This is a genomic window from Pseudarthrobacter sp. 10T415, from assembly GCF_056394175.1.
On record NZ_JBFTHJ010000012.1, the window covers coordinates 38,429 to 59,016 of the forward strand.

23 protein-coding genes, 6 tRNA genes and 1 riboswitch are annotated in these 20,588 nt (G+C 66.9%); of the genes, 11 read left to right on the forward strand and 18 right to left on the reverse strand.

All coding sequences use genetic code 11. The annotated features are described in order from the left end of the window. Nucleotides 1–23: 23 nt before the first annotated feature. A complete protein-coding gene (hisI, locus tag AC1DBN_RS15155; protein WP_477723572.1) occupies nt 24–494 on the reverse strand; it encodes a phosphoribosyl-AMP cyclohydrolase in 471 nt (156 codons plus the stop codon). Between the two features lie 111 nt (nt 495–605). Here hisI and AC1DBN_RS15160 point away from each other — a divergent pair, with 111 nt between their 5' ends. Continuing rightward, a complete protein-coding gene (locus tag AC1DBN_RS15160) occupies nt 606–1,250 on the forward strand; it encodes a TIGR03085 family metal-binding protein (protein ID WP_314213363.1) in 645 nt (214 codons plus the stop codon). A 65-nt stretch (nt 1,251–1,315) separates the two neighbouring features. Here AC1DBN_RS15160 and hisF read toward each other — a convergent pair whose 3' ends face one another. The 15 genes from hisF to AC1DBN_RS15235 all read right to left on the reverse strand — a co-directional run bounded on the left by hisF (nt 1,316) and on the right by AC1DBN_RS15235 (nt 13,187). Then, the gene (gene hisF / locus AC1DBN_RS15165) at nt 1,316–2,092 is read right to left on the reverse strand and encodes an imidazole glycerol phosphate synthase subunit HisF (protein WP_314213364.1); all 777 of its coding nucleotides are present in this window, start codon (nt 2,090–2,092) and stop codon (nt 1,316–1,318) included. 44 nt (nt 2,093–2,136) lie between these two features. Then, nucleotides 2,137–2,991: an ATP phosphoribosyltransferase gene (hisG, locus tag AC1DBN_RS15170; RefSeq protein WP_091719652.1), complete on the reverse strand. Its 855-nt coding sequence runs from the start codon at nt 2,989–2,991 to the stop codon at nt 2,137–2,139. An 89-nt stretch (nt 2,992–3,080) separates the two neighbouring features. Continuing rightward, nucleotides 3,081–3,344 carry a phosphoribosyl-ATP diphosphatase gene (locus tag AC1DBN_RS15175; protein WP_015936881.1) on the reverse strand — a complete coding sequence of 88 codons (264 nt, stop codon included), beginning with the start codon at nt 3,342–3,344 and terminating at the stop codon, nt 3,081–3,083. Nucleotides 3,345–3,466: 122 nt separating this feature from the next. Further along, nucleotides 3,467–3,952, reverse strand: a complete 486-nt coding sequence (gene ribH, locus AC1DBN_RS15180) for a 6,7-dimethyl-8-ribityllumazine synthase (RefSeq protein ID WP_477723573.1) — start codon at nt 3,950–3,952, stop codon at nt 3,467–3,469. Nucleotides 3,953–3,999: 47 nt separating this feature from the next. Then, nucleotides 4,000–4,731: a GTP cyclohydrolase II gene (gene ribA / locus AC1DBN_RS15185; RefSeq protein ID WP_091719650.1), complete on the reverse strand. Its 732-nt coding sequence runs from the start codon at nt 4,729–4,731 to the stop codon at nt 4,000–4,002. Further along, nucleotides 4,728–5,450 (reverse strand): 3,4-dihydroxy-2-butanone-4-phosphate synthase, encoded by a 723-nt coding sequence (gene ribB / locus AC1DBN_RS15190; RefSeq protein WP_091719648.1) that lies wholly within the window; start codon nt 5,448–5,450, stop codon nt 4,728–4,730. Before ribB ends, ribA begins: the two co-directional genes overlap by 4 nt. After that, nucleotides 5,447–6,133: a riboflavin synthase gene (locus AC1DBN_RS15195; RefSeq protein WP_091719646.1), complete on the reverse strand. Its 687-nt coding sequence runs from the start codon at nt 6,131–6,133 to the stop codon at nt 5,447–5,449. Before AC1DBN_RS15195 ends, ribB begins: the two co-directional genes overlap by 4 nt. Continuing rightward, nucleotides 6,133–7,254 (reverse strand): bifunctional diaminohydroxyphosphoribosylaminopyrimidine deaminase/5-amino-6-(5-phosphoribosylamino)uracil reductase RibD, encoded by a 1,122-nt coding sequence (gene ribD / locus AC1DBN_RS15200; RefSeq protein WP_091719644.1) that lies wholly within the window; start codon nt 7,252–7,254, stop codon nt 6,133–6,135. The genes AC1DBN_RS15195 and ribD overlap by 1 nt, the downstream gene beginning before the upstream one ends. Beyond that, nucleotides 7,254–7,973, reverse strand: a complete 720-nt coding sequence (pnuC, locus tag AC1DBN_RS15205; RefSeq protein WP_314213365.1) for a nicotinamide riboside transporter PnuC — start codon at nt 7,971–7,973, stop codon at nt 7,254–7,256. The genes ribD and pnuC overlap by 1 nt, the downstream gene beginning before the upstream one ends. A gap of 96 nt (nt 7,974–8,069) precedes the next feature. After that, nucleotides 8,070–8,229, reverse strand: a riboswitch (FMN riboswitch). Nucleotides 8,230–8,268: 39 nt separating this feature from the next. Beyond that, nucleotides 8,269–8,949 (reverse strand): ribulose-phosphate 3-epimerase, encoded by a 681-nt coding sequence (gene rpe / locus AC1DBN_RS15210; protein WP_091719640.1) that lies wholly within the window; start codon nt 8,947–8,949, stop codon nt 8,269–8,271. A 49-nt stretch (nt 8,950–8,998) separates the two neighbouring features. Continuing rightward, complete coding sequence (locus AC1DBN_RS15215) at nt 8,999–10,582, reverse strand: RsmB/NOP family class I SAM-dependent RNA methyltransferase (protein WP_091719638.1); 1,584 nt, start codon at nt 10,580–10,582, stop codon at nt 8,999–9,001. Beyond that, nucleotides 10,579–11,499, reverse strand: a complete 921-nt coding sequence (gene fmt, locus AC1DBN_RS15220) for a methionyl-tRNA formyltransferase (RefSeq protein ID WP_091719636.1) — start codon at nt 11,497–11,499, stop codon at nt 10,579–10,581. Before fmt ends, AC1DBN_RS15215 begins: the two co-directional genes overlap by 4 nt. Further along, complete coding sequence (def, locus tag AC1DBN_RS15225) at nt 11,496–12,098, reverse strand: peptide deformylase (protein WP_477723574.1); 603 nt, start codon at nt 12,096–12,098, stop codon at nt 11,496–11,498. Before def ends, fmt begins: the two co-directional genes overlap by 4 nt. A 51-nt stretch (nt 12,099–12,149) precedes the next feature. After that, nucleotides 12,150–13,010: a PD-(D/E)XK nuclease family protein gene (locus AC1DBN_RS15230; protein WP_314213368.1), complete on the reverse strand. Its 861-nt coding sequence runs from the start codon at nt 13,008–13,010 to the stop codon at nt 12,150–12,152. 105 nt (nt 13,011–13,115) lie between these two features. Continuing rightward, nucleotides 13,116–13,187: transfer RNA gene (locus tag AC1DBN_RS15235), tRNA-Val, on the reverse strand. Nucleotides 13,188–13,514: 327 nt separating this feature from the next. On the opposite strand from AC1DBN_RS15235, the gene AC1DBN_RS15240 reads away from it, so the two are divergent. The 7 genes from AC1DBN_RS15240 to AC1DBN_RS15270 all read left to right on the forward strand — a co-directional run bounded on the left by AC1DBN_RS15240 (nt 13,515) and on the right by AC1DBN_RS15270 (nt 15,943). Then, nucleotides 13,515–13,587, forward strand: a tRNA-Gly gene (locus AC1DBN_RS15240). A 45-nt stretch (nt 13,588–13,632) separates the two neighbouring features. After that, a tRNA-Cys gene (locus tag AC1DBN_RS15245) sits at nt 13,633–13,703 on the forward strand. A 42-nt stretch (nt 13,704–13,745) separates the two neighbouring features. After that, nucleotides 13,746–13,817, forward strand: a tRNA-Val gene (locus tag AC1DBN_RS15250). Nucleotides 13,818–13,868: 51 nt separating this feature from the next. Next, nucleotides 13,869–13,941 (forward strand) — tRNA-Gly (locus AC1DBN_RS15255). Between the two features lie 36 nt (nt 13,942–13,977). Beyond that, a tRNA-Val gene (locus AC1DBN_RS15260) sits at nt 13,978–14,049 on the forward strand. Between the two features lie 165 nt (nt 14,050–14,214). Continuing rightward, nucleotides 14,215–14,478, forward strand: a complete 264-nt coding sequence (locus AC1DBN_RS15265) for an antitoxin (RefSeq protein ID WP_091723947.1) — start codon at nt 14,215–14,217, stop codon at nt 14,476–14,478. A gap of 208 nt (nt 14,479–14,686) precedes the next feature. Continuing rightward, nucleotides 14,687–15,943 carry a benzoate/H(+) symporter BenE family transporter gene (locus tag AC1DBN_RS15270; protein WP_091719630.1) on the forward strand — a complete coding sequence of 419 codons (1,257 nt, stop codon included), beginning with the start codon at nt 14,687–14,689 and terminating at the stop codon, nt 15,941–15,943. A gap of 51 nt (nt 15,944–15,994) precedes the next feature. Here the strand turns inward: AC1DBN_RS15270 and zapE are convergent, their stop codons facing one another. After that, nucleotides 15,995–17,032 carry a cell division protein ZapE gene (zapE, locus tag AC1DBN_RS15275; RefSeq protein WP_261620543.1) on the reverse strand — a complete coding sequence of 346 codons (1,038 nt, stop codon included), beginning with the start codon at nt 17,030–17,032 and terminating at the stop codon, nt 15,995–15,997. 229 nt (nt 17,033–17,261) lie between these two features. Between zapE and AC1DBN_RS15280 the strand changes: the two genes are divergently transcribed. From AC1DBN_RS15280 to ybaK, 3 genes are read left to right on the forward strand one after another with little or no spacing between them, the layout of a single operon-like run. Then, nucleotides 17,262–18,185: a sulfurtransferase gene (locus tag AC1DBN_RS15280; RefSeq protein WP_477723575.1), complete on the forward strand. Its 924-nt coding sequence runs from the start codon at nt 17,262–17,264 to the stop codon at nt 18,183–18,185. 27 nt (nt 18,186–18,212) lie between these two features. Then, on the forward strand, nt 18,213–18,677 hold the full coding sequence (locus AC1DBN_RS15285; protein WP_091723945.1) for a SufE family protein: 465 nt from the start codon (nt 18,213–18,215) through the stop codon (nt 18,675–18,677). 12 nt (nt 18,678–18,689) lie between these two features. Next, complete coding sequence (gene ybaK, locus AC1DBN_RS15290) at nt 18,690–19,184, forward strand: Cys-tRNA(Pro) deacylase (RefSeq protein ID WP_314213370.1); 495 nt, start codon at nt 18,690–18,692, stop codon at nt 19,182–19,184. A gap of 93 nt (nt 19,185–19,277) precedes the next feature. On the opposite strand, the gene AC1DBN_RS15295 is transcribed toward ybaK, so the two are convergent. Further along, nucleotides 19,278–20,555, reverse strand: a complete 1,278-nt coding sequence (locus AC1DBN_RS15295; RefSeq protein WP_477723576.1) for an alpha/beta hydrolase family protein — start codon at nt 20,553–20,555, stop codon at nt 19,278–19,280. Between the last annotated feature and the right edge of the window lie 33 nt (nt 20,556–20,588).

A 20,588-nucleotide genomic window follows, 5' to 3' on the forward strand; every position in this document is an offset into this window, starting at 1 on the left:
CGGGTGGGCCTGCGGTGCGGGGCTCAGCCGTTGGCCGCGGTCAGCACGTCCAGGCCCCTGCCGTCGAAGCAGGTCCTGGTGCCGGTGTGGCAGGCGGCACCCACCTGGTCCACCCGCACCAGCAGGGCGTCGCCGTCGCAATCCATGGCTACGGACTTGACCCACTGGACATGGCCGGACGTGTCCCCCTTGCGCCAGTACTCCTGGCGGGACCGCGAGTAGAAGGTGACCCGCCCGGTAGTCATGGTCCGGTGCAGCGCCTCGTCATCCATCCAGCCGAGCATGAGGACCTCGTTGGTGTCGTACTGCTGCACGACGGCGGCCACCAGGCCTGCGTTGTCACGCTTCAGCGCGGCGGCAAGCGCCGCCGGAAGGGGGCTCGCAGGTGCGGAGGTTTCCGGAGCGCCCCCGGCAGCGCCGGGCAAGGCAGCGCCGGGCAGGGCGGCACCGGTGGTTTGGGCGGTGGTTTGTACGGGGGCAGGCTGCTCAGACATCAGGTCAAGTCTAGTGCCTTGGCTAAAGCCGGACCCGATGTGAACAACGGCACGCCAGCGGCAGGGGCCGTGCTGCCCAACTTCGGGCCTCTCATGCTAGTTTTCCAAGTGATGCATTTCGTCGAACCGTCCCGAGAAGTCCTGGCCGAAACCTTGCTTGCGGCCGGCCCTGACGCGCCCACGCTCTGCAAGGGGTGGCGCACCAGGGACCTCGCCGCGCACCTTTACCTGCGCGAGCGGAAGGCCGCCGTGGGGCTTGGCCTGATCATCAAGCGGTTGGCCAAGGCCTCAGACCAGGCCACCGCGAAACTGGCTGCGAAGCTGACCAGCACCGAGGACTACGCAGGCCTGGTCAATACATTCCGCGCCGGTCCCCCGGCTCTCTCCCCGATGAGCATCAGGGCCCTGGATGAGAGTGCCAACCTGATCGAGTACTTCGTGCACACCGAGGATGTCCGCCGGGCCGTCGACCGCTGGGCGCCCCGCGCCCTCGACGAGGCCTACTCCGACGCCCTCTGGGATGAACTCGTCAAGCGCGCAGCCATCCTCTACCGCGGTGTGGATCTGGGCATCGTGCTGGTCCGCCCGTCCGGTCCCCGCCACGTCGCCAAGCGCGCACCCGTATCGGTGGCCATCGTTGGGGAGCCGGGCGAACTGCTGATGCACGCCCACGGCCGTACCCGCCACGCCTTGGTCACCTTCGAAGGCCAGCCGGACGCCGTCGCGCTCCTCCAGTCAGCCGAAGTCGGCCTTTAAAGTCTGGGCCCACGCCCGCAGGGTTCCCTCGCCGAAGCGAAGCGAGGTTAGGGAGCGGGTGGGGACTACCTGACCTCGAAGCCGGCGTTCCTGATGGCGTCCTTGACCTGGTGCATCATGTCGTTCGGGCCCCAGTGGAAGATCGAGGCGGCCAGGACGGCGTCAGCCCCCGCCGCCACAGCGGGCGGGAAGTGTGCGGGCTCCCCGGCGCCGCCCGAGGCGATCAGCGGCACCTTGACGGCGGCGCGGACCATCCGGATCATTTCCAGGTCGAAGCCGTCCTTGGTTCCGTCAGCGTCGATGGAGTTCAGCAGGATTTCGCCCACCCCGCGGTCGGCTGCCTCCTTCGCCCACTCGATCGCGTCGATTCCGGTACCGGTCCGTCCGCCGTGGGTGGTCACTTCGAAGCCCGACGCCGTGGGCTTGGATCCGGGACGGGTGCGGCGGGCATCCACCGACAGGACGAGGACCTGCGAACCGAAGTGCCGGGTGATCTCGTCGATGACATCCGGGCGGGCGACGGCGGCGGTGTTGATGGCGGCCTTGTCCGCGCCGAACCGCAGGAGCTTGTCCACCTCGGCCACGCCGCGGACGCCACCGCCAACGCACAGCGGAATGAAGACTTCCTCGGCGGTGCGGCGGACCACGTCAAAGGTGGTCTCGCGGTTTCCCGAGGACGCCGTGACGTCGAGGAACGTCAGTTCGTCGGCCCCCGCATTGTCGTAGCGGTGGGCAAGTTCAACGGGGTCGCCGGCGTCGCGGAGGCCCTCGAAGTTGACGCCCTTGACGACGCGACCGGCGTCAACATCAAGGCAGGGAATGACGCGGACTGCTACTGCCATGGGTACTCCTGGAGAAATCTGCGGTGCTGAGTGGGTGTCCGGCGCTAAATGCGGCAGGCGTGGATGCTGCTGACCAGGATGGCGCGGGCACCGAGATCGTACAGTTCGTCCATGATCCGGTTGGTTTCCTTCTTGGGAACCATGGACCGGACGGCCACCCAGTCGGAGTCACGCAGCGGCGATACGGTGGGCGACTCAAGTCCGGGGGTCAGGGCAGCCGCTTTTTCCACCAGTTCCTTGCGGATGTCGTAATCCATGAGGACGTACTGGCGGGCCACCAGGACACCCTGGAGGCGGCGGATGAGGACGTCGACTTCCTTGGCGGTGCCGTTGGTTGTCCCGCCGGTTCGGCGGATCAGGACGGCCTCGGACTTGAGGATGGGATCGCCGAAGATTTCCATGCCGGCGGCCTTGAGGGTGTTGCCCGTTTCCACCACGTCAGCGATGGCGTCGGCCACGCCCAGGCGGACTGAGGACTCCACCGCGCCGTCAAGGCGTACCACCTTGGCGTTGATGCCGCGCTCGGCGAGGTAGCCCCGGAGCAGGCCGTCGTAGCTGGTGGCGAGGCGCTTGCCGTCGAGTTCCTCGGCGGAGGCAAAATCGCCCACGGGCCCGGCGAACCGGAAGGTGGAGGCTGCGAATCCCAAGGGCAGCAGTTCTTCGGCTTCCACCTCGGCGTCCAGCAGGAGGTCGCGGCCGGTGATGCCGACGTCGAGGGTTCCCCGGCCCACGTACACGGCGATGTCGCGCGGGCGGAGGAAGAAGAACTCGATGTCGTTGTCCGGGTCCACCATGACCAGTTCGCGGCTGTCGCGGCGCTGGCGGTAGCCCGCCTCGGACAGCATCGCGGAGGCGGCTTCGGACAGGGATCCCTTGTTGGGGACGGCAACTCGCAGCATTGGGGTGTTCTTTCTGGATGGAATGTCTGGGTGTTCAGGCAGTGCAGGCCACGGCTGGACCGGCGGCGGGGTGCGCGCCGGGCCGGTGGCTACAGATGCTTGTAGACGTCTTCCAGGGTCAGGCCTTTGGCGAGCATCAGAACCTGCAGGTGGTACAGCAGCTGGGAGATTTCCTCGGCCGCGGCTTCATCGGATTCATATTCGGCAGCCATCCAGACTTCGGCTGCTTCCTCAACGACTTTCTTACCGATGCCGTGCACACCGGAGTCCAATTCAGCGACGGTGCGGGAGCCTTCCGGGCGGGTGGCTGCCTTCTCGCTGAGCTCAGCGAACAGCGTCTCGAAATTCTTCACGCCCTCCAGCCTACTTGCTGCGGCATGGCGGGCGCTTCCCGGGCCGTTCCATGACGGACGCGATGTGAGCGAATACACACCGCGCCCGCCCATGGCTTTCGGCGCTGCCTGGTGCCAGGCGGCTACGTGTACTGCTTGAGGACGACGGCGGTGGCCAGTGCCGCGGTGACGGCTTCGTGCCCCTTGTCTTCCTTGGAGCCGGGCAGACCGGCCCGGTCCAGGCCCTGCTGTTCGGTGTCGCAGGTGAGGACGCCGAAGCCCACCGGCACTCCGGTGCGGACGCTGACGTCGGTGAGTCCCGACGTCGCGGCCTGGCAGACGTACTCGAAGTGCGGGGTGCCGCCACGGATGACGACGCCGAGCGCCACCACGGCGTCGAAGTGTGGGGCCAGGCGTGCGGCCGCTACCGGGAGCTCAAAGCTGCCGGGTACCCGGATGACTGTGGGTTCGTTGATGCCCGCGTCCTTGGCCGCCCGCAGGGCGCCCTCCAGGAGGCCGTCCATGATCTGGGTGTGCCAGCTGGCCGCGATGATCGCGAGCCGGAGCTGCGACGTTTCGGCCAGGTTGAGGGTGGTGAGGTCGATATCGGGGGCGCCGTGTCCGCTCATGGGTGCGAGGTGTCCGTTCAGTCTGGTGGTTCAGTGGTGTGGTCAGGTCAGTCTTGTTCGTGGCGGAACGGACCGTCAGGGCCCGGTACCGGCACGGGGTCGGCCCCGGTGTCCAGCAACAGCCGGTGTTCCATGCGGTCCTTCTTGGTCCGCAGGTACCGGATGTTCTGCTCGCGGGAGGGCACCTCGGTGGGAACCATCTCCACTACCTTGACGCCGGCCTTGGCAAGCCGGTTCTGCTTGTCCGGGTTGTTGCTCAGCAGCCGGACCTCGTGCAGGCCCATCTCGGCGAGCACCTGGGCGGCGGCCTTGTAGCAGCGCGCATCCACGGGCAGGCCCAGCTGTTCGTTGGCCTCGACGGTATCGAAACCGGCTTCCTGCAGCGCGTAGGCCTTGATCTTGTTGGCCAGGCCGATGCCGCGGCCTTCCTGGCCGCGCAGGTACAGCAGGGTGCCGCCGTGTTCATGGATCAGTTCCAGGGCGTAGGCCAGCTGTTCGCCGCAGTCGCAACGGTAAGAGCCGAAGACGTCACCGGTCAGGCATTCCGAGTGCAGCCGCACCAGCGGCGCCTTTCCGTCGCTGGGCGGGTTGGGCGAACTGACGGCAAGGTGCTCCACGCCGGTCACGAGGTCGGTCCATGCCTGCGCCACAAAGTCACCGAAGGCGGTGGGAAGCTGCACAATGGGACCGCCGCTGACGGGGTGTGGAGCCCCACCGTTGCCGGTGTGGTGCTTCCGGTGACCGTTCTGGCTGTCGTCGCTGGCTGCCGATGCCGTCATCGCTTCTCCTTTTCTCCGCCCGGAACAGTCCGGACATTCTGATCCAGGCCTCCCCCGGTCCCGGCTTCAAGATACGCCACCAGGTCCTCGATGGAGACCAATGGGCACCCATGTTCCGCTGCGAACGAACGGAGCCCGTCCAGGCGCATCATCTCTCCGTCGTCGTACACCACTTCCGCGATGACGCCGACCGGTTCGAGTCCCGCCAGGCGGCACAGGTCCACCGCGGCCTCGGTGTGGCCCTGGCGCTCCCGCACACCTCCGTCAACCGCACGGAGCGGAAAAATATGCCCCGGGCGGGTCACTGACGCGGGGAGGGCCTGCGGATCCGCCAGGACGCGTGCCGTGAGGGCACGGTCAGTGGCGGAGATGCCGGTGCTGACACCGATGGCGGCGTCGCAGGACACCGTGTAGGCAGTGCCTTTGGCGTCCTCGTTGACTGCCGTCATGGGCGGCAGTTCCAGTGCGTCTGCCCGTTCCCCCGTCAACGGCACGCAGATGACGCCGGAGCTGTAGCGGATGGTCCAGCCCATCAGTGCGGGCGTGGCGTGCTGGGCTGCGAAGATGATGTCGCCTTCGTTTTCCCGGTCCTCGTTGTCCACCACCAGCACCGGCTTTCCCGCTGCCATGGCGCGGACGGCGTCCCCGATGGAATCCAACCCGCGGGTGGGAACCACGGCCGGCACGGCTCCGGGTTCCAGGCGCGCAGTCCCGTTCACAGGGCACCACCCGGTGCTGCCGCAACGGTGCCCCCGGCCCCGGTGCCGGCGGCACCGGCGTCCCCGGTACTAACAGTGCGGAACGAGAGCAGCCGTTCGGTGTACTTGGCGAGGACGTCGACTTCCAGGTTGACCCGGCTTCCGGTGGTCTTGGTTCCGAGTCCGGTCTCGGCCAGGGTGGTGGGGATCAGTCCCACTTCGAACCAGGGCTGTTCTTCCGCGGCCGCGCTGACGGCCGTCACGGTGAGGGAGACGCCGTCGATGGCGATGGAGCCCTTCTCGGCAATGTAGCGGGCCAGGTTGGCGGGGACGCCGAAGCGGAGCCGCTCCCAGTTGCCCAGCGGCTCGCGTTCCAGGAGGACGCCGACGCCGTCCACGTGGCCCTGCACCACGTGGCCGTCCAGCCGCCCTCCTGCGGGGACGCACCGTTCCAGGTTGACGGCGTCGCCTGCGGCCAGTTCGCCGATGGTGCTCCGGACCAGGGTTTCGCCCATGACGTCGACGCTGAATTCCTTGCCGTCGATGTCCGTTGCGGTGAGGCAGACGCCGTTGACGGCGATGGAGCCGCCCAGGGCTAGTCCCTCGGTGGTGCCGGGGGCGCGGAGCCGGACGGTGGCGCTGGTATCGCCGTCGCGCTCAACGGCGAGCACCTCTCCCTGTTCGGCGATTATTCCGGTAAACATCAGTAGCCTCCCTGGGCTTGTCGCGCAGCTTCGCGGGACGGTTGTGGGTCAGGTGCAACGTGGCGTTGCGGTTTCAGGTGAAGTCTCAGGTCGCGGCCCAGCGTGCGCACGGCGCCGCCGTCGGAAGCGTCCCACTCCCATTGCTGGGCGTCCGGAAGGGTGCTGATTCCCAGCCCGTCCAGCGAGGATGTGCCGGAACCGAGCAGTGTGGGTGCCAGGTAGACGATCAGTTCATCCACCAGCCCTGCCGTGAGGAACGCGCTGAGGATCCGTGAACCGCCTTCCACCATGACGTGGCGGGTTCCGGAGGCGTACAGGGTGGTCAATGCCTCGCGGGGGTCCCGGGTGGGAAGGTGGACGGCCAGGCCGTCGTCGCCCAGGATTGCGGCGTCGTCGGGAATGTCCCGCAGGCCCATGACGGCGCGGACCGGCTGCCTCGCTGCCGGGTTGCCCGAGGCGTCACGGGCATTCAGCCGGGGGTTGTCCACCGCGACGGTCTGGGTTCCCACCAGGATGGCGTCGATGCGGCTCCGGATCCCGTGGTTGTCGGCCAGGGATTCCGGGCTGGAGATCCACTGGCTGGTGCCGTCTTCGGCTGCGATGCGTCCGTCGAGGGTTTGCGCGATGTGGAGGGTGGTGAAGGGTCGCTTTTCTGCCACCGCTTCGAACCACCGGCGGTTCAGTTCCAGGGATTCCGCCGCCGCCAGGCCGCTGCGGACCGAGATACCGGCGTTGCGCAGGGTTGCTGCTCCGCCGGCGGCAGGGTCGTGGGGATCGTCAACGGCGTAGACAACATCGGTGATACCGGCGGCGATGATCGCTTCCGTGCACGGTCCGGTCCGGCCCACGTGGTTACAGGGTTCAAGGGTCACCACCATGGTGCAGCCGGCAAGGTCCACGCCGGCTTCCAGAGCGCGGGCCACGGCATCAGCCTCCGCGTGGGCGGTGCCCGCGCCGCGGTGGTATCCGGTGGCAAGTTCGCGGCCGTCAGGGCTTACGACGACGGCGCCCACCAAGGGGTTGGCGCCGCGCGGCCCCTGCAGGGCTGCTTCGAGGGCGTGCTCCATGGCCTGGACTTCCGCGGGGGTGAAGGGTGCGGCCACCCGGAGTTCGGCGGCCATCAGAGCTTCACCCGCGGGTCCGGAAAGGCGGTTTCCACCGAGGCTGGCTGCTCGTCGCGCCCGCCAGCTTTGCCAGCCCTGCGGGAGGCATTCCACCAGACAAAGAACCCGGCGAGGGTGAAGAAGCCGTAGAAGAGGTACATGAAGGCGCTGGCGTAGTAGCCGGCGCTGAACAGGAGCGGGACACCTACGATGTCCACGGCCACCCACATGAGCCAGAACTCGGTCCAGCCCCGCGCCATGCCGTAGGTGGCCAGGAGCGATCCCACGAAGGTCCAGGCGTCAGCCCACACCGGCGGGTAGGACCCAAGGGAATCAAACAGCGGGGTCAGGGCAATGGTGCCGGCCACCAGCGCTGCCGCGAGGATGAGCCGGGTCCGGTTGCTGGCCCATTGGGGCACGACGGCGGTGTTCCCGCCATCGGCGCTCCGGCCCTGCTTCCAGCGTTGCCAGCCATAGGCAGCCACGGCGATGAACATCACCTGGCGGCCGGCCTGCCCCCACAGGGTGGCCGGGGTGGCGGAGCCGAAGACGTTGCCCAGGAAGACCGTGAGCAGCAGCAGGTTGCCAACAATGCCCACGGGCCAGGCCCAAACTTTGCGGCGCATGCCGCCGAATGCACTTGCCAGGCCGAAAATGTTGCCCAGCACTTCTCTCAATATCAGGACAGATCCCCCCACGGGGATCTGAGCGTCAAAGAGCCATCGCAGGAGGTCCATGTCTGTGTGTCGTTCCTTCCCTGTCAGAACCGCGATGGCTCCGGGGGTATACGACAGCAGAACGCTTCGGAGCCCAAGGGCGCCGAAGATACAGCTGTACGTGCTTCTCTCATCCAGACTTTAACTGTCGGTACCGGAATTTCACCGGTTCAACCGTTCACCGGGGCTTCGCCTGGCCTGCCAGGAAAAACTATCGGTTCGCGGGTCGCGGACTGTCACCGCCGGTTCGGACTTACACCGACCCCGGAGCACGTATGTGTGTTGTTATTGTGCCACAACCGGATGTGGCTTCTTCTTATTCCGCCGTCGCCTTCCGTAACGAACGGCTGCCTTCATCGCGGAGCCGCTCGATGGCGGCGGCGGGGTCGTCGGCCCCGTAGACAGCGGAGCCGGCTACGAACACGTTGGCTCCGGCTTCCGCGGCGCGGGTGATCGTTTCCTCGGTGATCCCGCCGTCCACCTGGATGGCCACGCCGATGCCGGAACCGTCAATGGCGGCGCGGGCGCGGCGGATCTTGGGAAGGGTGACGTCAAGGAAAGCCTGGCCGCCGAAACCGGGTTCCACGGTCATGATGAGCAGCATGTCCAGTTCGGACAGCATGTCCAGGTACGGTTCCACGGGTGTGGACGGCCGCAATGCCATTCCGGCTTTCGCGCCCCTGCTGCGGAGTTCACGGGCCAGCTTGATGGGCGCGATGGAGGCCTCTGCATGGAACGTGACGGAGGCCAGGCCCGCGTCCGCGAAACCAGGCGCCCAGCGGTCGGCGTCGGCGATCATCAGGTGGGCGTCCAGGGGAATTGGGCTGACCGCCTGGATCCGCTGCACCACCGGCAGTCCGATGGTGAGGTTGGGGACGAAGTGGTTGTCCATGACGTCCACGTGCACGGCGTCGGCGTTGCTGATGCGCTTCAGCTCGGCCTCAAGGTTGACGAAGTCGGCCGAGAGGATGCTCGGGTTGATGCAGCATTGCGTCACGGGGATGCCTTTCGAAGGGTGGCTGGGGTGCGTGTGCCGAAGGGTGGCGTCAGGCCTTTTTCCGGATGAGGGCCAGGAACATGGCGTCGGTGCTGTGGACATGGGGCCACAGTTGCGCGGTCAGTTCGTGCCCTGCACCCAGGTTTCCGGTGAGGCTGACGGCGTCGAGCGCAGCCCCGGCGTCAAGGAGTTCCAGGTCATCACGTTTCCGCAGGGCGTCCGATACCACTGCGGTGGTTTCGGCGGGATGCGGCGAGCAGGTCACGTACGCAACGACTCCCCCGGGCCGGACCGCTGCCAGTGCCGAAGTGAGCAGGTCGCGCTGCAGCGGCCCCAGGTCCGCGAGGTCCTTGGGCGAGCGGCGCCAGCGGGATTCAGGGCGGCGGCGCAATGCCCCCAAACCGCTGCAGGGCACATCCACCAGGACGCGGTCAAAGGATTCCGGCTGCTCTGCGCCAACCTCGCGGCCGTCCCCGGTGCGCACCTGCCAGGTGTCGTCCGGGACGGCGGATAGGGCCTGTTTTACCAGTTTGGCGCGGTGCGGTGCGGGCTCGTTCGCCAGCAACGTGGCTCCCCGTTCCCGGGCGAGGGCGCCGAGCAGTGCCGCTTTACCGCCCGGTCCGGCGCAGAGGTCGAGCCAGGCTTCAGGCGCTGCGGCATCGGACTCGGCGGTTCCCAGCTCCACCGCAGCCATTGCACGGGCCACCAGTTGCGAGCCGACGTCCTGTACCCGGGTGGTGCCTGCGCGTACCGAGGACAACCGTCCCAGGTCTCCCCCGCTGGACAGGGCGGACCCTTCAACAAGTTCACCCGGGGTGGCGCCGTCTTCAAGCGCTTCGTCGAGGTTCCCCAATCCGGGAAGGGCCACCAGGTTAACCACCGGGGCTGCGTTGTCCGCTTCGAGCAGGGCGTTGATTTCCCCGACGGGGCGGCCGTGGGCCACCAGTGCCTGGCGCATGGCCCGGACGATCCATTCGGGGTGGGCGTGGCGGAGTGACGCGATGCGGGTTTCATCGGTTTCGTCCGCTACCAGCAGGTCCAGCCACTCATCCAGGCTGTGGGCGCTGACCTTGCGAAGGACCGCATTAATCAGGGCGGAGGGTCCTGCACCTATGACGGCGCGGGCGAGGCCCACCGTCTGGTCCAGCGCCGCGTGGGCCGGGACGCGCATGGCAAGAAGCTGGTGGACGCCGATGCGCAGCGCATCCAGGACTGCAGGGTCCAGCTGGTCCAGCGGCCGGTCGACGCAGCGCGCCAGGACGGCGTCGTAGGTTCCCTGTCCCCTTAGCGCGCCGTAGCTCAGTTCGGTGGCGAACCCGGCGTCGCGCTTGTCCAGCCGGTGCTGCCGGATCCGGGCCGGCAAGACGAGGTTCGCGTAGGCGTCCTCCTGCGCAACGGCGCGGAGTACTTCGAATGCCACGAGCCGGGCGGGGTCCGCCCGGCGCGTGCGCTGTGCGGGCGCGTTTTCGGTGAAGTTCCGCTGCGGGCCACGGTTCCGTTCCCGTCCCTGGGCGTCGCGGCGGCTGTTCTCCCGCGGGCCGCCCTGGCCACGGCTGTTCTGGCTCGCGCCACGCCCGCGGCCGGACGGACGGCCCTGCTGTGCACCACCGGAATTCGTACCGGATCCACTCATTCGAATACCACGCCTTCCAGCGAACCAATGCCGCGGGCCCAATCGGGCGCGGCCATCATCTTTTTTCCGGCGGGCTGGATGCGGGTCAGCTCCACAGCGTGGGAACCCGTGCCCACCAGCACGCTCTTGCCGTGAACCGCCAGGGCACCCGGTGCGAGGTCCTCAACATCCGGACGCAGCCGCACAGGGTCGAGCTTTACACGCTGGCCGTCCAGGAGCGTCCAGGCTCCGGGCTCGGGGGTGGCGCCACGGGCCTGTCGACCGATCGCCAGGGCCGGGTGGTGCCAGTTCAAGTGCCCGTCTTCCAGGGTGAGTTTTGGCGCCAGCGATACGTCTCCGGCCTGGGGCACCGCAGATGCCTTGCCCGTTTCGATCGCGGACAGGGTCTGCGCCAGGAGGACGGCGCCGCTGTGCGAGAGCCGTTCCAGGAGTTGGCCGGCCGTGTCTTCCGGGCCGACGGACTCGGTGAGGGTGCCGAACACCGGTCCAGTGTCGAGCCCCTTCTCCAGCTGGAAGGTCACCGCGCCGGTGACGTCGTCGCCGGCCATCACCGAGCGTTGCACGGGTGCGGCACCGCGCCACGCGGGCAGCAGCGAAAAGTGCAGGTTGATCCAGCCGTGGTGGGGAATGGCCAGGGCTGCGGGGGGAACCAGCCCGCCGTAAGCCACGATGGCTGCGACGTCGGGGGCAGCGGCCGAGATCTGTTCGACGGCGGCGTCGTCAACCTTTGCAGCGTAGATGACATCCAGCCCCAGCTCGAGGGCCCTCGCTGCAACCGGCGACGGCGTGAGGACGCGTTTGCGCCCAACCGGAGCGTCCGGGCGGGTCAGGACGGCAACGACGTCGAATCCGGCCGCGATGAGGGCATCCAGGGAGGGAACTGCGACAGCGGGAGTCCCCGCGAACAGGACCCTCACCCGGCGCTGCCAAAACTGGAGCCAGCCGTACCGGACCCGCCGAAGCTCGCTCCACCGAAGCTGGACCCCACGGTCTTGGCGCGCTTGGCTGTGGTGCGCTCCGTGACGGAGTCGTAGTTGGCGTTGCGGATGGAGCGCAGGGCGGCCTTCCGGTCCTCCCCCTCCAGCCGGTCTGTGTAGAGGATGCCGTCCAGGTGGTCGTTCTCATGCTGGAAGCAGCGGGCCAGCATGCCCTCGCCTTCGATGGTGACAGGGTTGCCGTGCATGTCCACGCCGGTGACGCGGGTGGCCCGGAAACGGCGTACGGGAAAGCCCAGGCCCGGGATGGACAGGCAGCCCTCCACATGGTCCGGCTGGTAGTCGTCACTGTTTTCGAGCACGGGGTTGATAATGTGCCCTTCGACGCCGTCAATCCGGTAGGTGAAGACGCGCTTGCTGACACCGATCTGGGGCGCGGCGAGGCCGGCGCCATCCACGTCTTCCATGGTTTCGGTCATGTCGGCGACCAGCTTGGCAAGTTCAGGCCCGAATTCCGTCACAGGATCGGCCACAGTGCGGAGCACGGGATCGCCGATAATGCGGATATTCAGAATAGCCATGCGCGGATTTTCCTCACGGTTGGCGGCAATGGGACCAATCCAGTTTAGGCGCTAGGCGGTGCGGGCCTGGGCCAGCGGCGGCGGGGCGATAGGGAGCAGGGCGGTGCCGGCACTGATGGTGTCTGCCGAGAGCTCCCACACGCGCCGCAGGGCGCAGAACTTCCACCAGTGGTGCTTGAGGACCTCGGGGTTGGCCCGCACCGGGCGGACCTCCGTTTCCCCGATGGCTACCGCCAGAAGGACCGGGTCTTCCCCGTACTTCCACGGTTCCCAGGTACCCGCCACCGGATCCACAAGGCTCTCCTCGGCCTTCATGCCGGCCACCAGCTGCATCACCACTTTGTCGTCGAGGGACTTGACTTGGCCGTCACGGGTGGTGCCTTTGGTTTTGTAATCGATAAGGCAGATGCGGCCATTGATCCGCGCCACCAGGTCCAGGGTGCCGGCGTACCCTACTGCCTTGTTCCACACAGTGATTTCCGGAGCAAGGGGCTCCACGCGGAAAAGCTCCCACCATTCATCGAACCGCACGGCGAAGGCTTCCTCCCCATTGGCAGCCAGCGCTTCCCGCGCTTCCTTCATGGCATGCGGGCGTCCCAGGGCTCGCAGTGCAACCTGCTCGCAGTACGTGTGGACACGGTCCCCGCGGCGCGCGGCATCGTCCCGATACGTCTCAGCGGCTTTGGCCGCCCGGTTGATGGCCTGCTTGATCTTCGACGGGCTGCCCAGGCAATCGGACAACAGCGGGTCCTTGGCCAGGCTGCTTGCCCCCATGTAGCCAAACCAGCCGTCCAGGCCGTGCGGCTGCTGGCTGATGACTGTAGTGATGGAAGGCACGGAGAACTGCTCCGATGTGGACCGGGCATACATCCGGCCGTATTCGGTGGCATGGGCGAGGAGCGGATCAGTCATACAAAAGACTCTTTCACAGGGGGCCGACAAAATCTCCGGGAGCCAGGCCCGGGCATAAAAAAGGTCCGCCTCCGCTGCTGATGAGCGGAAACGGACCTTCTGCGGTGGGCGATACTGGGTTCGAACCAGTGACCTCTTCGGTGTGAACGAAGCGCGCTACCACTGCGCCAATCGCCCCGATGCATTTGAATGCTAGCCCACCCGGTGGCCATTTCAAAAATCGGCCTCCGGCTCCCAAAGACAACCCCCGCGGATGTCCCACTTTCGTGGCCCGTCCCCTCGGATACACGCCCCACATTCCTGCATGCCGCGGCGGAATGGGCGGCAGGGAATGCAGGAATTACACGCTTGTAAGTCCCGGCATTCCGCGCGGTTGCTGGGATGCAGGGGCATGAGCGAAGCAGCCGGATCAGTCGATTTGGACTTTCCCGGAACCTCCTATATTGTTTTTACTCGTTGGAAGCGAGGAAATGCCGAAACGGCAAGAAATCGAACCTCCAAACTGCGGACGTAGCTCAGCTGGTAGAGCACCACCTTGCCAAGGTGGATGTCGCGAGTTCGAATCTCGTCGTCCGCTCGCAGGACACTGTCACGGCAACGGTTGCTAAACCGGCGCTTACACGGTGGGTTGGCCGAGAGGCGAGGCAGCGGCCTGCAAAGCCGTATACACGGGTTCGAATCCCGTACCCACCTCGGTGAAAACCATGGTTTTTCGGATACCCTCCGGATCAGCATGGGCGATTGGCGCAGCGGTAGCGCGCTTCCCTGACACGGAAGAGGTCACTGGTTCGATCCCAGTATCGCCCACTCGGCAAGGTAACTTGCCAACAGCAGTCCGGTCCCGGCCGGAACGCAATTGCGGACGTAGCTCAGCTGGTAGAGCACCACCTTGCCAAGGTGGATGTCGCGAGTTCGAATCTCGTCGTCCGCTCTCCTTTTACAACCCATTGGCCGGTCCTCCGGTTCCGGGCGATTGGCGCAGCGGTAGCGCGCTTCCCTGACACGGAAGAGGTCACTGGTTCGATCCCAGTATCGCCCACACTCAAAGCAGCTCGTGAAGAGCTGCTTTTTTTGTTGCCGTTTTCGGCCCCATCCGCTGCGGGCGAACGCCAAATATCCCCAATGTCCTTGGAACTGCCCTCCCACGGGGCTAGGATCGATTGCGCAAGGAGCGACCTGGCTCCGCGACCGAAGGGAGGTGCTCGTGGGACTGATTGACGATCTAAAGGGCAAGGCACAGGGTCTTATCCGCGGAAACGAGCAGACCATCAAGGACGGCATCACCAAAGCCGGCGACTTCGTCGACCAGAAAACCGGTGGCAAGTACGCCGGCCACGTCGACAAGGTCCAGGATGGCGCTTCCAAGCTCGTGGACAAGAATGGGACCCCTGGCGAGGCACCTGCCGCAGAGCAGGTCCCCCCGGTCAATCCCGTCAATCCGGCACCGCCGGCTGACAGGACTCCGTAAGGATCTCGGCCGGGGCATTGCCCCAGCACGTCAACGGGGCGCGGGTCCCGCCGGGAGGCGGCGCCCGCGCCTTTGGCGTTTAAATGCCTCATGGCTGCTGGCCGGCGCCACTCTCCCCGGCAAGAGCCCGACTGGCTGACAGGGCGGCCTGTGGTGCAGCGGGCATCGCAATTGCCACCCGGGCCGCAACCACGGATAACCTGCCGGTATGGCGAAGTCTTCCGCACCCACCCGCCCCGGCCGGACGTCCGGGCCCTCCTCCTTCGATTCCCGGCCCGTCGTTGCCGGTATTGTCACGGCCCTGGTGGGCTTTACGTCCTCTTTCGCTGTCGTCCTCGCCGGGCTCAAGGCCGTGGGGGCCAACCCGGCCCAGGCTGCCTCGGGCCTGCTGGCACTCACCCTGGCGGTCGGCGTCGGCGTCCTGCTGCTTGCCTGGCGGTCCAAGGTTCCGGTCACGCTTGCCTGGTCCACGCCGGGCGCAGCGCTGCTGGTCACGTCCGGAACGCCCGACGGCGGCTGGCCGGCCGCCGTCGGAGCCTTCCTTGCCGCCGGGGTGCTGATAGCCCTGACCGGGCTTATCCCTGCCCTCGGCCGGCTGATGGCGCGTATCCCCGCGTCGCTCGCCCAGGCTATGCTGGCCGGCGTCCTGCTGCAGTTATGCCTGGCACCGTTCACCGCACTGGGTTCCGTTCCGCTCTTTGTGGCTCCGGTCATTGCCTGCTGGTTGCTCATGATGAGGTTTGCCCCGCGCTGGGCTGTCCCTGCGGCTCTTGTGGTGGCGCTGGGAGTGATCGCCGTATCCTTGGCTGCCACAGGAACGGGTGTAGGAACGGGAGGGGTGCTGCCGGAACTCGTGTGGACCACGCCGTCCTTCAGCCTGCAGGCAATGGTGGGCATTGCCCTGCCGTTGTTCGTGGTCACCATGGCCTCCCAGAACGTTCCGGGTGTGGCGGTGCTGCGCTCGTTCGGCTTTGCCACGCCGTGGCGGGCATCGATGCTGGTGACCGGTGCCGGCACCGTCCTGGGCGCGCCGTTCGGCGGCCATGCCATCAACCTTGCCGCACTGAGCGCGGCCCTCGCTGCCGGCGAGGAGGCCGGCAGCAACCGGAGCAGGCGCTGGGTTGCAGGATTTACTTCCGGGCTGGCCTACCTGGTGCTGGCCGCATTCTCGGCCGCGCTGGTCACCCTGGTCAGTGCGGCCCCCGCGGGCATGCTGGAAGCCGTGGCCGGGTTGGCGCTCCTGGGCACGCTCGCGGCGTCCGTTTCCTCGGCGCTGGCTGATGCCGAGGACCGCATCGCCCCGGCCGTCACATTCCTGATGGCCGCTTCGGGGCTCGCGTTCGCCGGGATCGGGTCGGCGTTTTGGGCGCTCCTTGCCGGCCTGCTGGTCAGGACGCTGCTGGTCCCCCGCCGGGAACGGAAACTGCTGGACGGTGGGCACGCAGGCGCGAAGGACCGCGCCTAGGAACTGCCGGCGAGGGGTACAGCGCGGGGCATCGCCGCCCCGCCGGACGGACTAGGACGGTTCGTGGTTCTGGCCTTCGCGGGCCAGTGCAGTGAGCCTGGACACGGCACGGAAGTACTTCTTCATGTAGCCGCCGGCCATCATTTCCTCTGTGAAGAGCTTGTCGAACGGAACGCCGCTGGCAAGGATAGGGACGTCCTTGTCGTAAAGACGGTCCGCCAAGACCACGAACCGCAGCGCCACGGCCTGCTCGGTGATGGTTTCCACGTTGCGCCACACCACGCCGTCAATTCCGTCGATGAGCTGGCGGTACCGGCTCGGGTGCACGCCCGCGAGGTGGTGGATCAGGGTGCTGAACTCGTCCTGGGCCACCGTCTTGCCGTCGAATTCGGCCTTCATGTGGGAGGACAGTTCGCTGTTCTTCAGCGGGGCGGGGGCTGCCGGCAAGCCGCGGTGGCGGAAGTCTTCGCCGTCGATGCGGATAACGTCGAACTGGTCCGCCAGGACCTGGATCTCGCGCTGGAAATCCACGGCAGCGAAGCGGCCATCACCCAGTGAGCCGGGCAGGGTGTTGGAGGTGGCAGCCAGCTTCACGCCGGCGTCGGCCAGTTCCCGCATCAGCCTGGACATCAGGACGGTGTCGCCCGGGTCGTCGAGTTCGAATTCGTCGATGCACACCAGCTTGTAGCTGCTGAGTGCGTCAACCGTTTTGCGGAAGGACAGGGCGCCCACCAGGTTGGTGTACTCAACGAAGGTGCCGAAGGCCTTCGGTCCGGGGGCGGCGTGCCAGAGCGACGCGAGGAGGTGGGTCTTGCCCACGCCGAATCCGCCGTCGAGGTAGATGCCGGCACGCGAGCTGTCCTTCTTGCCGAACAGTTTCTTGAAGAGCCCGCCGCCGTCAGACGGTGCCACGTTGCCGGCAAACCCCTCCAGCGCCTGGACGGCAGCAGCCTGGCTGGGCTGCTTCGGGTCCGGACGGTAGCTGGCGAAGGACACCTGGCCAAACCGCGGCGATGGATAGAAACCCTTAAGGAGTTCGTTCACCGACACTGCAGGAGTGCGCGCCGCAAGCTGTTCGATCTGTACCAAGGTGGTCCGTTCTGCTGGTAGGTGGTCCCCAGAAAGGATACCGGCTTCACGGTCCCCGTCCCGGCGCAGCGTCGGCGGGACCACCCGGGGTGATGAAGCCAACATTTCGTCCTGTTAACGGAATACGGACAACGCATCAGCCGCTGGATAGTGTGGGGAAAGGTCCCCATGCAGGAGCCGTTTACCGCACTGCGCGGCCCTCCCGTGTCCTCGATGAAAGGCCAACACCATGCCCTACCCCGTTGAACAGAATGAAAAGTTCGCCGCCTACGCCCACCCGGAGCGGCTGGTTTCCACCGAGTGGCTCGCCTCCGCTTTGGAGAGCGGCGCCGTTGCCAACGGTGAGCTGGTTGTCGTGGAATCGGACGAGGACGTGCTGCTCTACGAGACCGGCCACATCCCCGGCGCAGTGAAGATCGACTGGCACACCGACCTGAACGATGACGTCACCCGCGACTACGTTGACGGCGCAGCCTTCGCTGAGCTGGCCGCCTCGAAGGGCATCTCCCGCGACAGCACCGTGGTGATCTATGGCGACAAGTCCAACTGGTGGGCCGCCTACGCCCTGTGGGTCTTCACCCTTTTCGGCCACCAGGACGTGCGCCTGCTCGACGGCGGCCGGGACAAGTGGATCGCCGAAGGCCGGGAACTGACCAAGGACAAGCTTGCGCCCGCCCAGGGCAACTACCCCGTGGTGGAGCGCGACGACGCCCCCATCCGCGCCTTCAAGGACGACGTGCTGGCCCACCTGGGCAAGCCCCTGATCGACGTCCGCTCCGCCGAGGAGTACACCGGCCAGCGCACCCACATGCCGGCCTACCCGGAAGAGGGTGCACTGCGCGGCGGCCACATCCCCACTGCTGCCTCCGTACCGTGGGCCCGCGCAGCGGCCGAGGACGGCACGTTCCGCAGCCGGGAAGAACTTGACGCCATCTACCTCGGCGAGGCCGGCCTTGCCGCGGGCGACGACGTGGTGGCCTACTGCCGCATCGGCGAGCGTTCCAGCCACACCTGGTTTGCACTGAAGTTCCTGCTGGGCTTCGAGTCCGTCCGTAACTATGACGGCTCCTGGACCGAGTGGGGCAACGCCGTCCGCGTCCCCATCGTCAAGGGTGCCGAGCGCGGCTCCTTCCCCGTCACCGTTGGAGTCTGACGAAAGCTCCCGCGTAAACTGGCCATGATGACTACTCAAGCCTTGCCTTCCGCCCTTGCGGCGATTGTGGACGACTTCCAGGCCCTGTCCGAGCCCGAGCGGCTGCAGCTGCTGCTCGAATTCTCGGAGGGGCTTCCGGAACTTCCCGAACGGCTCACCAACCACCCCGAGCTCCTGGAGCAGGTAGTGGAGTGCCAGTCGCCGCTGTTCCTGACCATCGAAACGGAAAAGGACGGCAGCGACGGTCCCGGCACCGCAGTCCGGCTCTTTTTCAAGGCCCCCGCCGAAGCGCCCACCACGCGTGGCTTCGCCGGAGTGCTGCACGAAGGCCTGGATGGACTCTCGGCAGCGGAAATCCTTTCAGTACCGGACGACATGCCCGAACTGCTGGGCCTCACCCGGGCCATCACCCCGCTCAGGATGAGGGGCATGACGGCGATGCTGGGCAGGATCAAGCGCAAGGTAGCTGCAGCGTCCGGCGTCCGCGCCTGACGCCACGGACGCGTGGCACGAAAAAGCACTGCACAGGGAACCCCGGCCACGGCGGCACTCGCCGCCGCCGGGGTTCCCTTCGTGCTGCACCCCTATCCCCATGATCCGGCCGTGGCCAGCTACGGAGCGGAGGCGGCCGCAGTCCTGGGGATCGATCCGGCACGGGTGTTCAAGACACTGATGGTGGAGGTTGAAGGCAGGCTGGCCGTGGGCATCGTTCCCGTCAGCGGGACCCTGGACCTGAAAGCCTTCGCTGCGGCGATGGGGGCAAAGAAGGCCACCATGGCAGATCCGGCCGCCGCACAACGCCGGACCGGCTACGTACTGGGCGGTATCTCACCGCTTGGCCAACGGCTCCCCTCCCCCACGGTGCTCGACTCCTCCGCCCTGGAGCTGGACACCATGCTCGTCTCCGGCGGCCGGCGCGGCCTTGATATCGAACTTGCACCGCTGGACCTTGTCCGGCTGACCGACGCAGTCACCGCACCGATCGGCAGCAAGGCCTAGCTGCTCGTCGGGGCTGCCAATGCGGGCAGCCGGCAGGCTGACGAGCCACGCTGACTAACCACGCTGACTAACCACGTTGACCAGCCGGGCTGATCAGCCAGGCTGGTTTCCCGGCCGGGCGCCCGGGTTGAGGCGCGGCGCGAGCTGTTGGCGCAGCCATGCCTTTACCAGCCGCTCCCAGCGCTCGGGGTCCACGTTCCATTCCTTGGTGTGCCGCGCGTGGTTGAAGGCTTCGAAGGTCACCATTTCAGGGTTCCGCTCGGCCAGCAGCGCGGACGGCTTATAGGGCACATACTCGTCATCCACGCTGTGCAGGATCAGTGTAGGGGTCCGCAGTTCGACGGCGCGTGATACCCAGTCCATGGCCTTGAGGTCCACGGGCGCGGACAAGCCCGTCAGCCTGCGTCCGAGCGGATGCCCCAGCATGAGCTGCCCATACCGGCCCACCAGCGAGGGTATCCGGTTCAGCTGTGCATGGTGGGCCAGGACGTTGACCCAGTCGATGACGGGGGCGTCAAGGACCATGGCCCGGATCAGGTGCCGGTACCGGGACAGGTCCGCTGCCTGCAGGCAGATGGCCCCGCCCATGGACCAGCCAAAGAGCACAACCTCCTCGGCGCCGTTGTCCAGTGCGTATCCGATGGCCGCCTCAATGTCCTGCCATTCCGTAGACCCCAGTCCATACCGGCCATCGTCCGCCGAAGGCGCAAGGCCGTCATTGCGGTAGGACAACAGCAGGCTGGTCAGCCCCAGCTCCAGCGCCGGACCCACCGCCCGCAGCGCTTCCTGCCGGCTGGCGCCTCGCCCATGGACCATGAGCGCCCATGTCCGTGCGGTTCCGCCGGCGCGGACCAGCCAGGCCGGCGCCTCGCCGCGTCCCACGGGAATGGCCACCTCCTCGGCTGCATAGCCGACGGCGGCCGGGTCCGGGTAGAGAGCGCCGCTCCACCAGCCCCACCGGGCGGCAGAAAGGTCCCCGGCGTAAACCGCTTCGACTTCGCGCAGTACAGTCCGTTCCGCCGGCGAATAGGAGATGATGCGGCCGATCCTGGCGTGTCCCCTGCCGCCATCGAAATAGAAGCCGTAACGGCCGTCCACCGTGGTGTCGTCCGTGGCGGCCAGGATCACCTGCTGCTTTTGCCCGTCGCGGATGACCGCAAGGACCTCCTGGTCTGATGTCCGCTGCCGCGCCGGCGTAATGACGCGGCGGGCGAAATATACGGCGAGCGCTGACGAACCCGCAGCCAGCAGCCCAGTGAGGGAACTACCTGCGATGGCACCGGCGATAGCCCATCGGGTCCCCAGCGACATGCCCCCTGTTTCCGGGGTGTGGGCAGTGTGCTCCGGGCGCGTCCGCAGATAAGAAGCCATGCTCCTATTCTTACCGTCACCGGAAGGATCACC

Coding starts and splice junctions, on each gene's coding strand:
- hisI (WP_477723572.1), bottom strand. CDS start 494: ATGTCTGAGCAGCCTGCCCCCGTACAAACCACCGCCCAAACCACCGGT.
- AC1DBN_RS15160 (WP_314213363.1), top strand. CDS start 606: ATGCATTTCGTCGAACCGTCCCGAGAAGTCCTGGCCGAAACCTTGCTT.
- hisF (WP_314213364.1), bottom strand. CDS start 2,092: ATGGCAGTAGCAGTCCGCGTCATTCCCTGCCTTGATGTTGACGCCGGT.
- hisG (WP_091719652.1), bottom strand. CDS start 2,991: ATGCTGCGAGTTGCCGTCCCCAACAAGGGATCCCTGTCCGAAGCCGCC.
- ribH (WP_477723573.1), bottom strand. CDS start 3,952: ATGAGCGGACACGGCGCCCCCGATATCGACCTCACCACCCTCAACCTG.
- ribA (WP_091719650.1), bottom strand. CDS start 4,731: ATGACGGCATCGGCAGCCAGCGACGACAGCCAGAACGGTCACCGGAAG.
- AC1DBN_RS15195 (WP_091719646.1), bottom strand. CDS start 6,133: ATGTTTACCGGAATAATCGCCGAACAGGGAGAGGTGCTCGCCGTTGAG.
- ribD (WP_091719644.1), bottom strand. CDS start 7,254: ATGGCCGCCGAACTCCGGGTGGCCGCACCCTTCACCCCCGCGGAAGTC.
- pnuC (WP_314213365.1), bottom strand. CDS start 7,973: ATGGACCTCCTGCGATGGCTCTTTGACGCTCAGATCCCCGTGGGGGGA.
- AC1DBN_RS15215 (WP_091719638.1), bottom strand. CDS start 10,582: ATGAGTGGATCCGGTACGAATTCCGGTGGTGCACAGCAGGGCCGTCCG.
- def (WP_477723574.1), bottom strand. CDS start 12,098: ATGGCTATTCTGAATATCCGCATTATCGGCGATCCCGTGCTCCGCACT.
- AC1DBN_RS15230 (WP_314213368.1), bottom strand. CDS start 13,010: ATGACTGATCCGCTCCTCGCCCATGCCACCGAATACGGCCGGATGTAT.
- AC1DBN_RS15270 (WP_091719630.1), top strand. CDS start 14,687: ATGGCGAAGTCTTCCGCACCCACCCGCCCCGGCCGGACGTCCGGGCCC.
- AC1DBN_RS15280 (WP_477723575.1), top strand. CDS start 17,262: ATGCCCTACCCCGTTGAACAGAATGAAAAGTTCGCCGCCTACGCCCAC.
- AC1DBN_RS15285 (WP_091723945.1), top strand. CDS start 18,213: ATGACTACTCAAGCCTTGCCTTCCGCCCTTGCGGCGATTGTGGACGAC.
- AC1DBN_RS15295 (WP_477723576.1), bottom strand. CDS start 20,555: ATGGCTTCTTATCTGCGGACGCGCCCGGAGCACACTGCCCACACCCCG.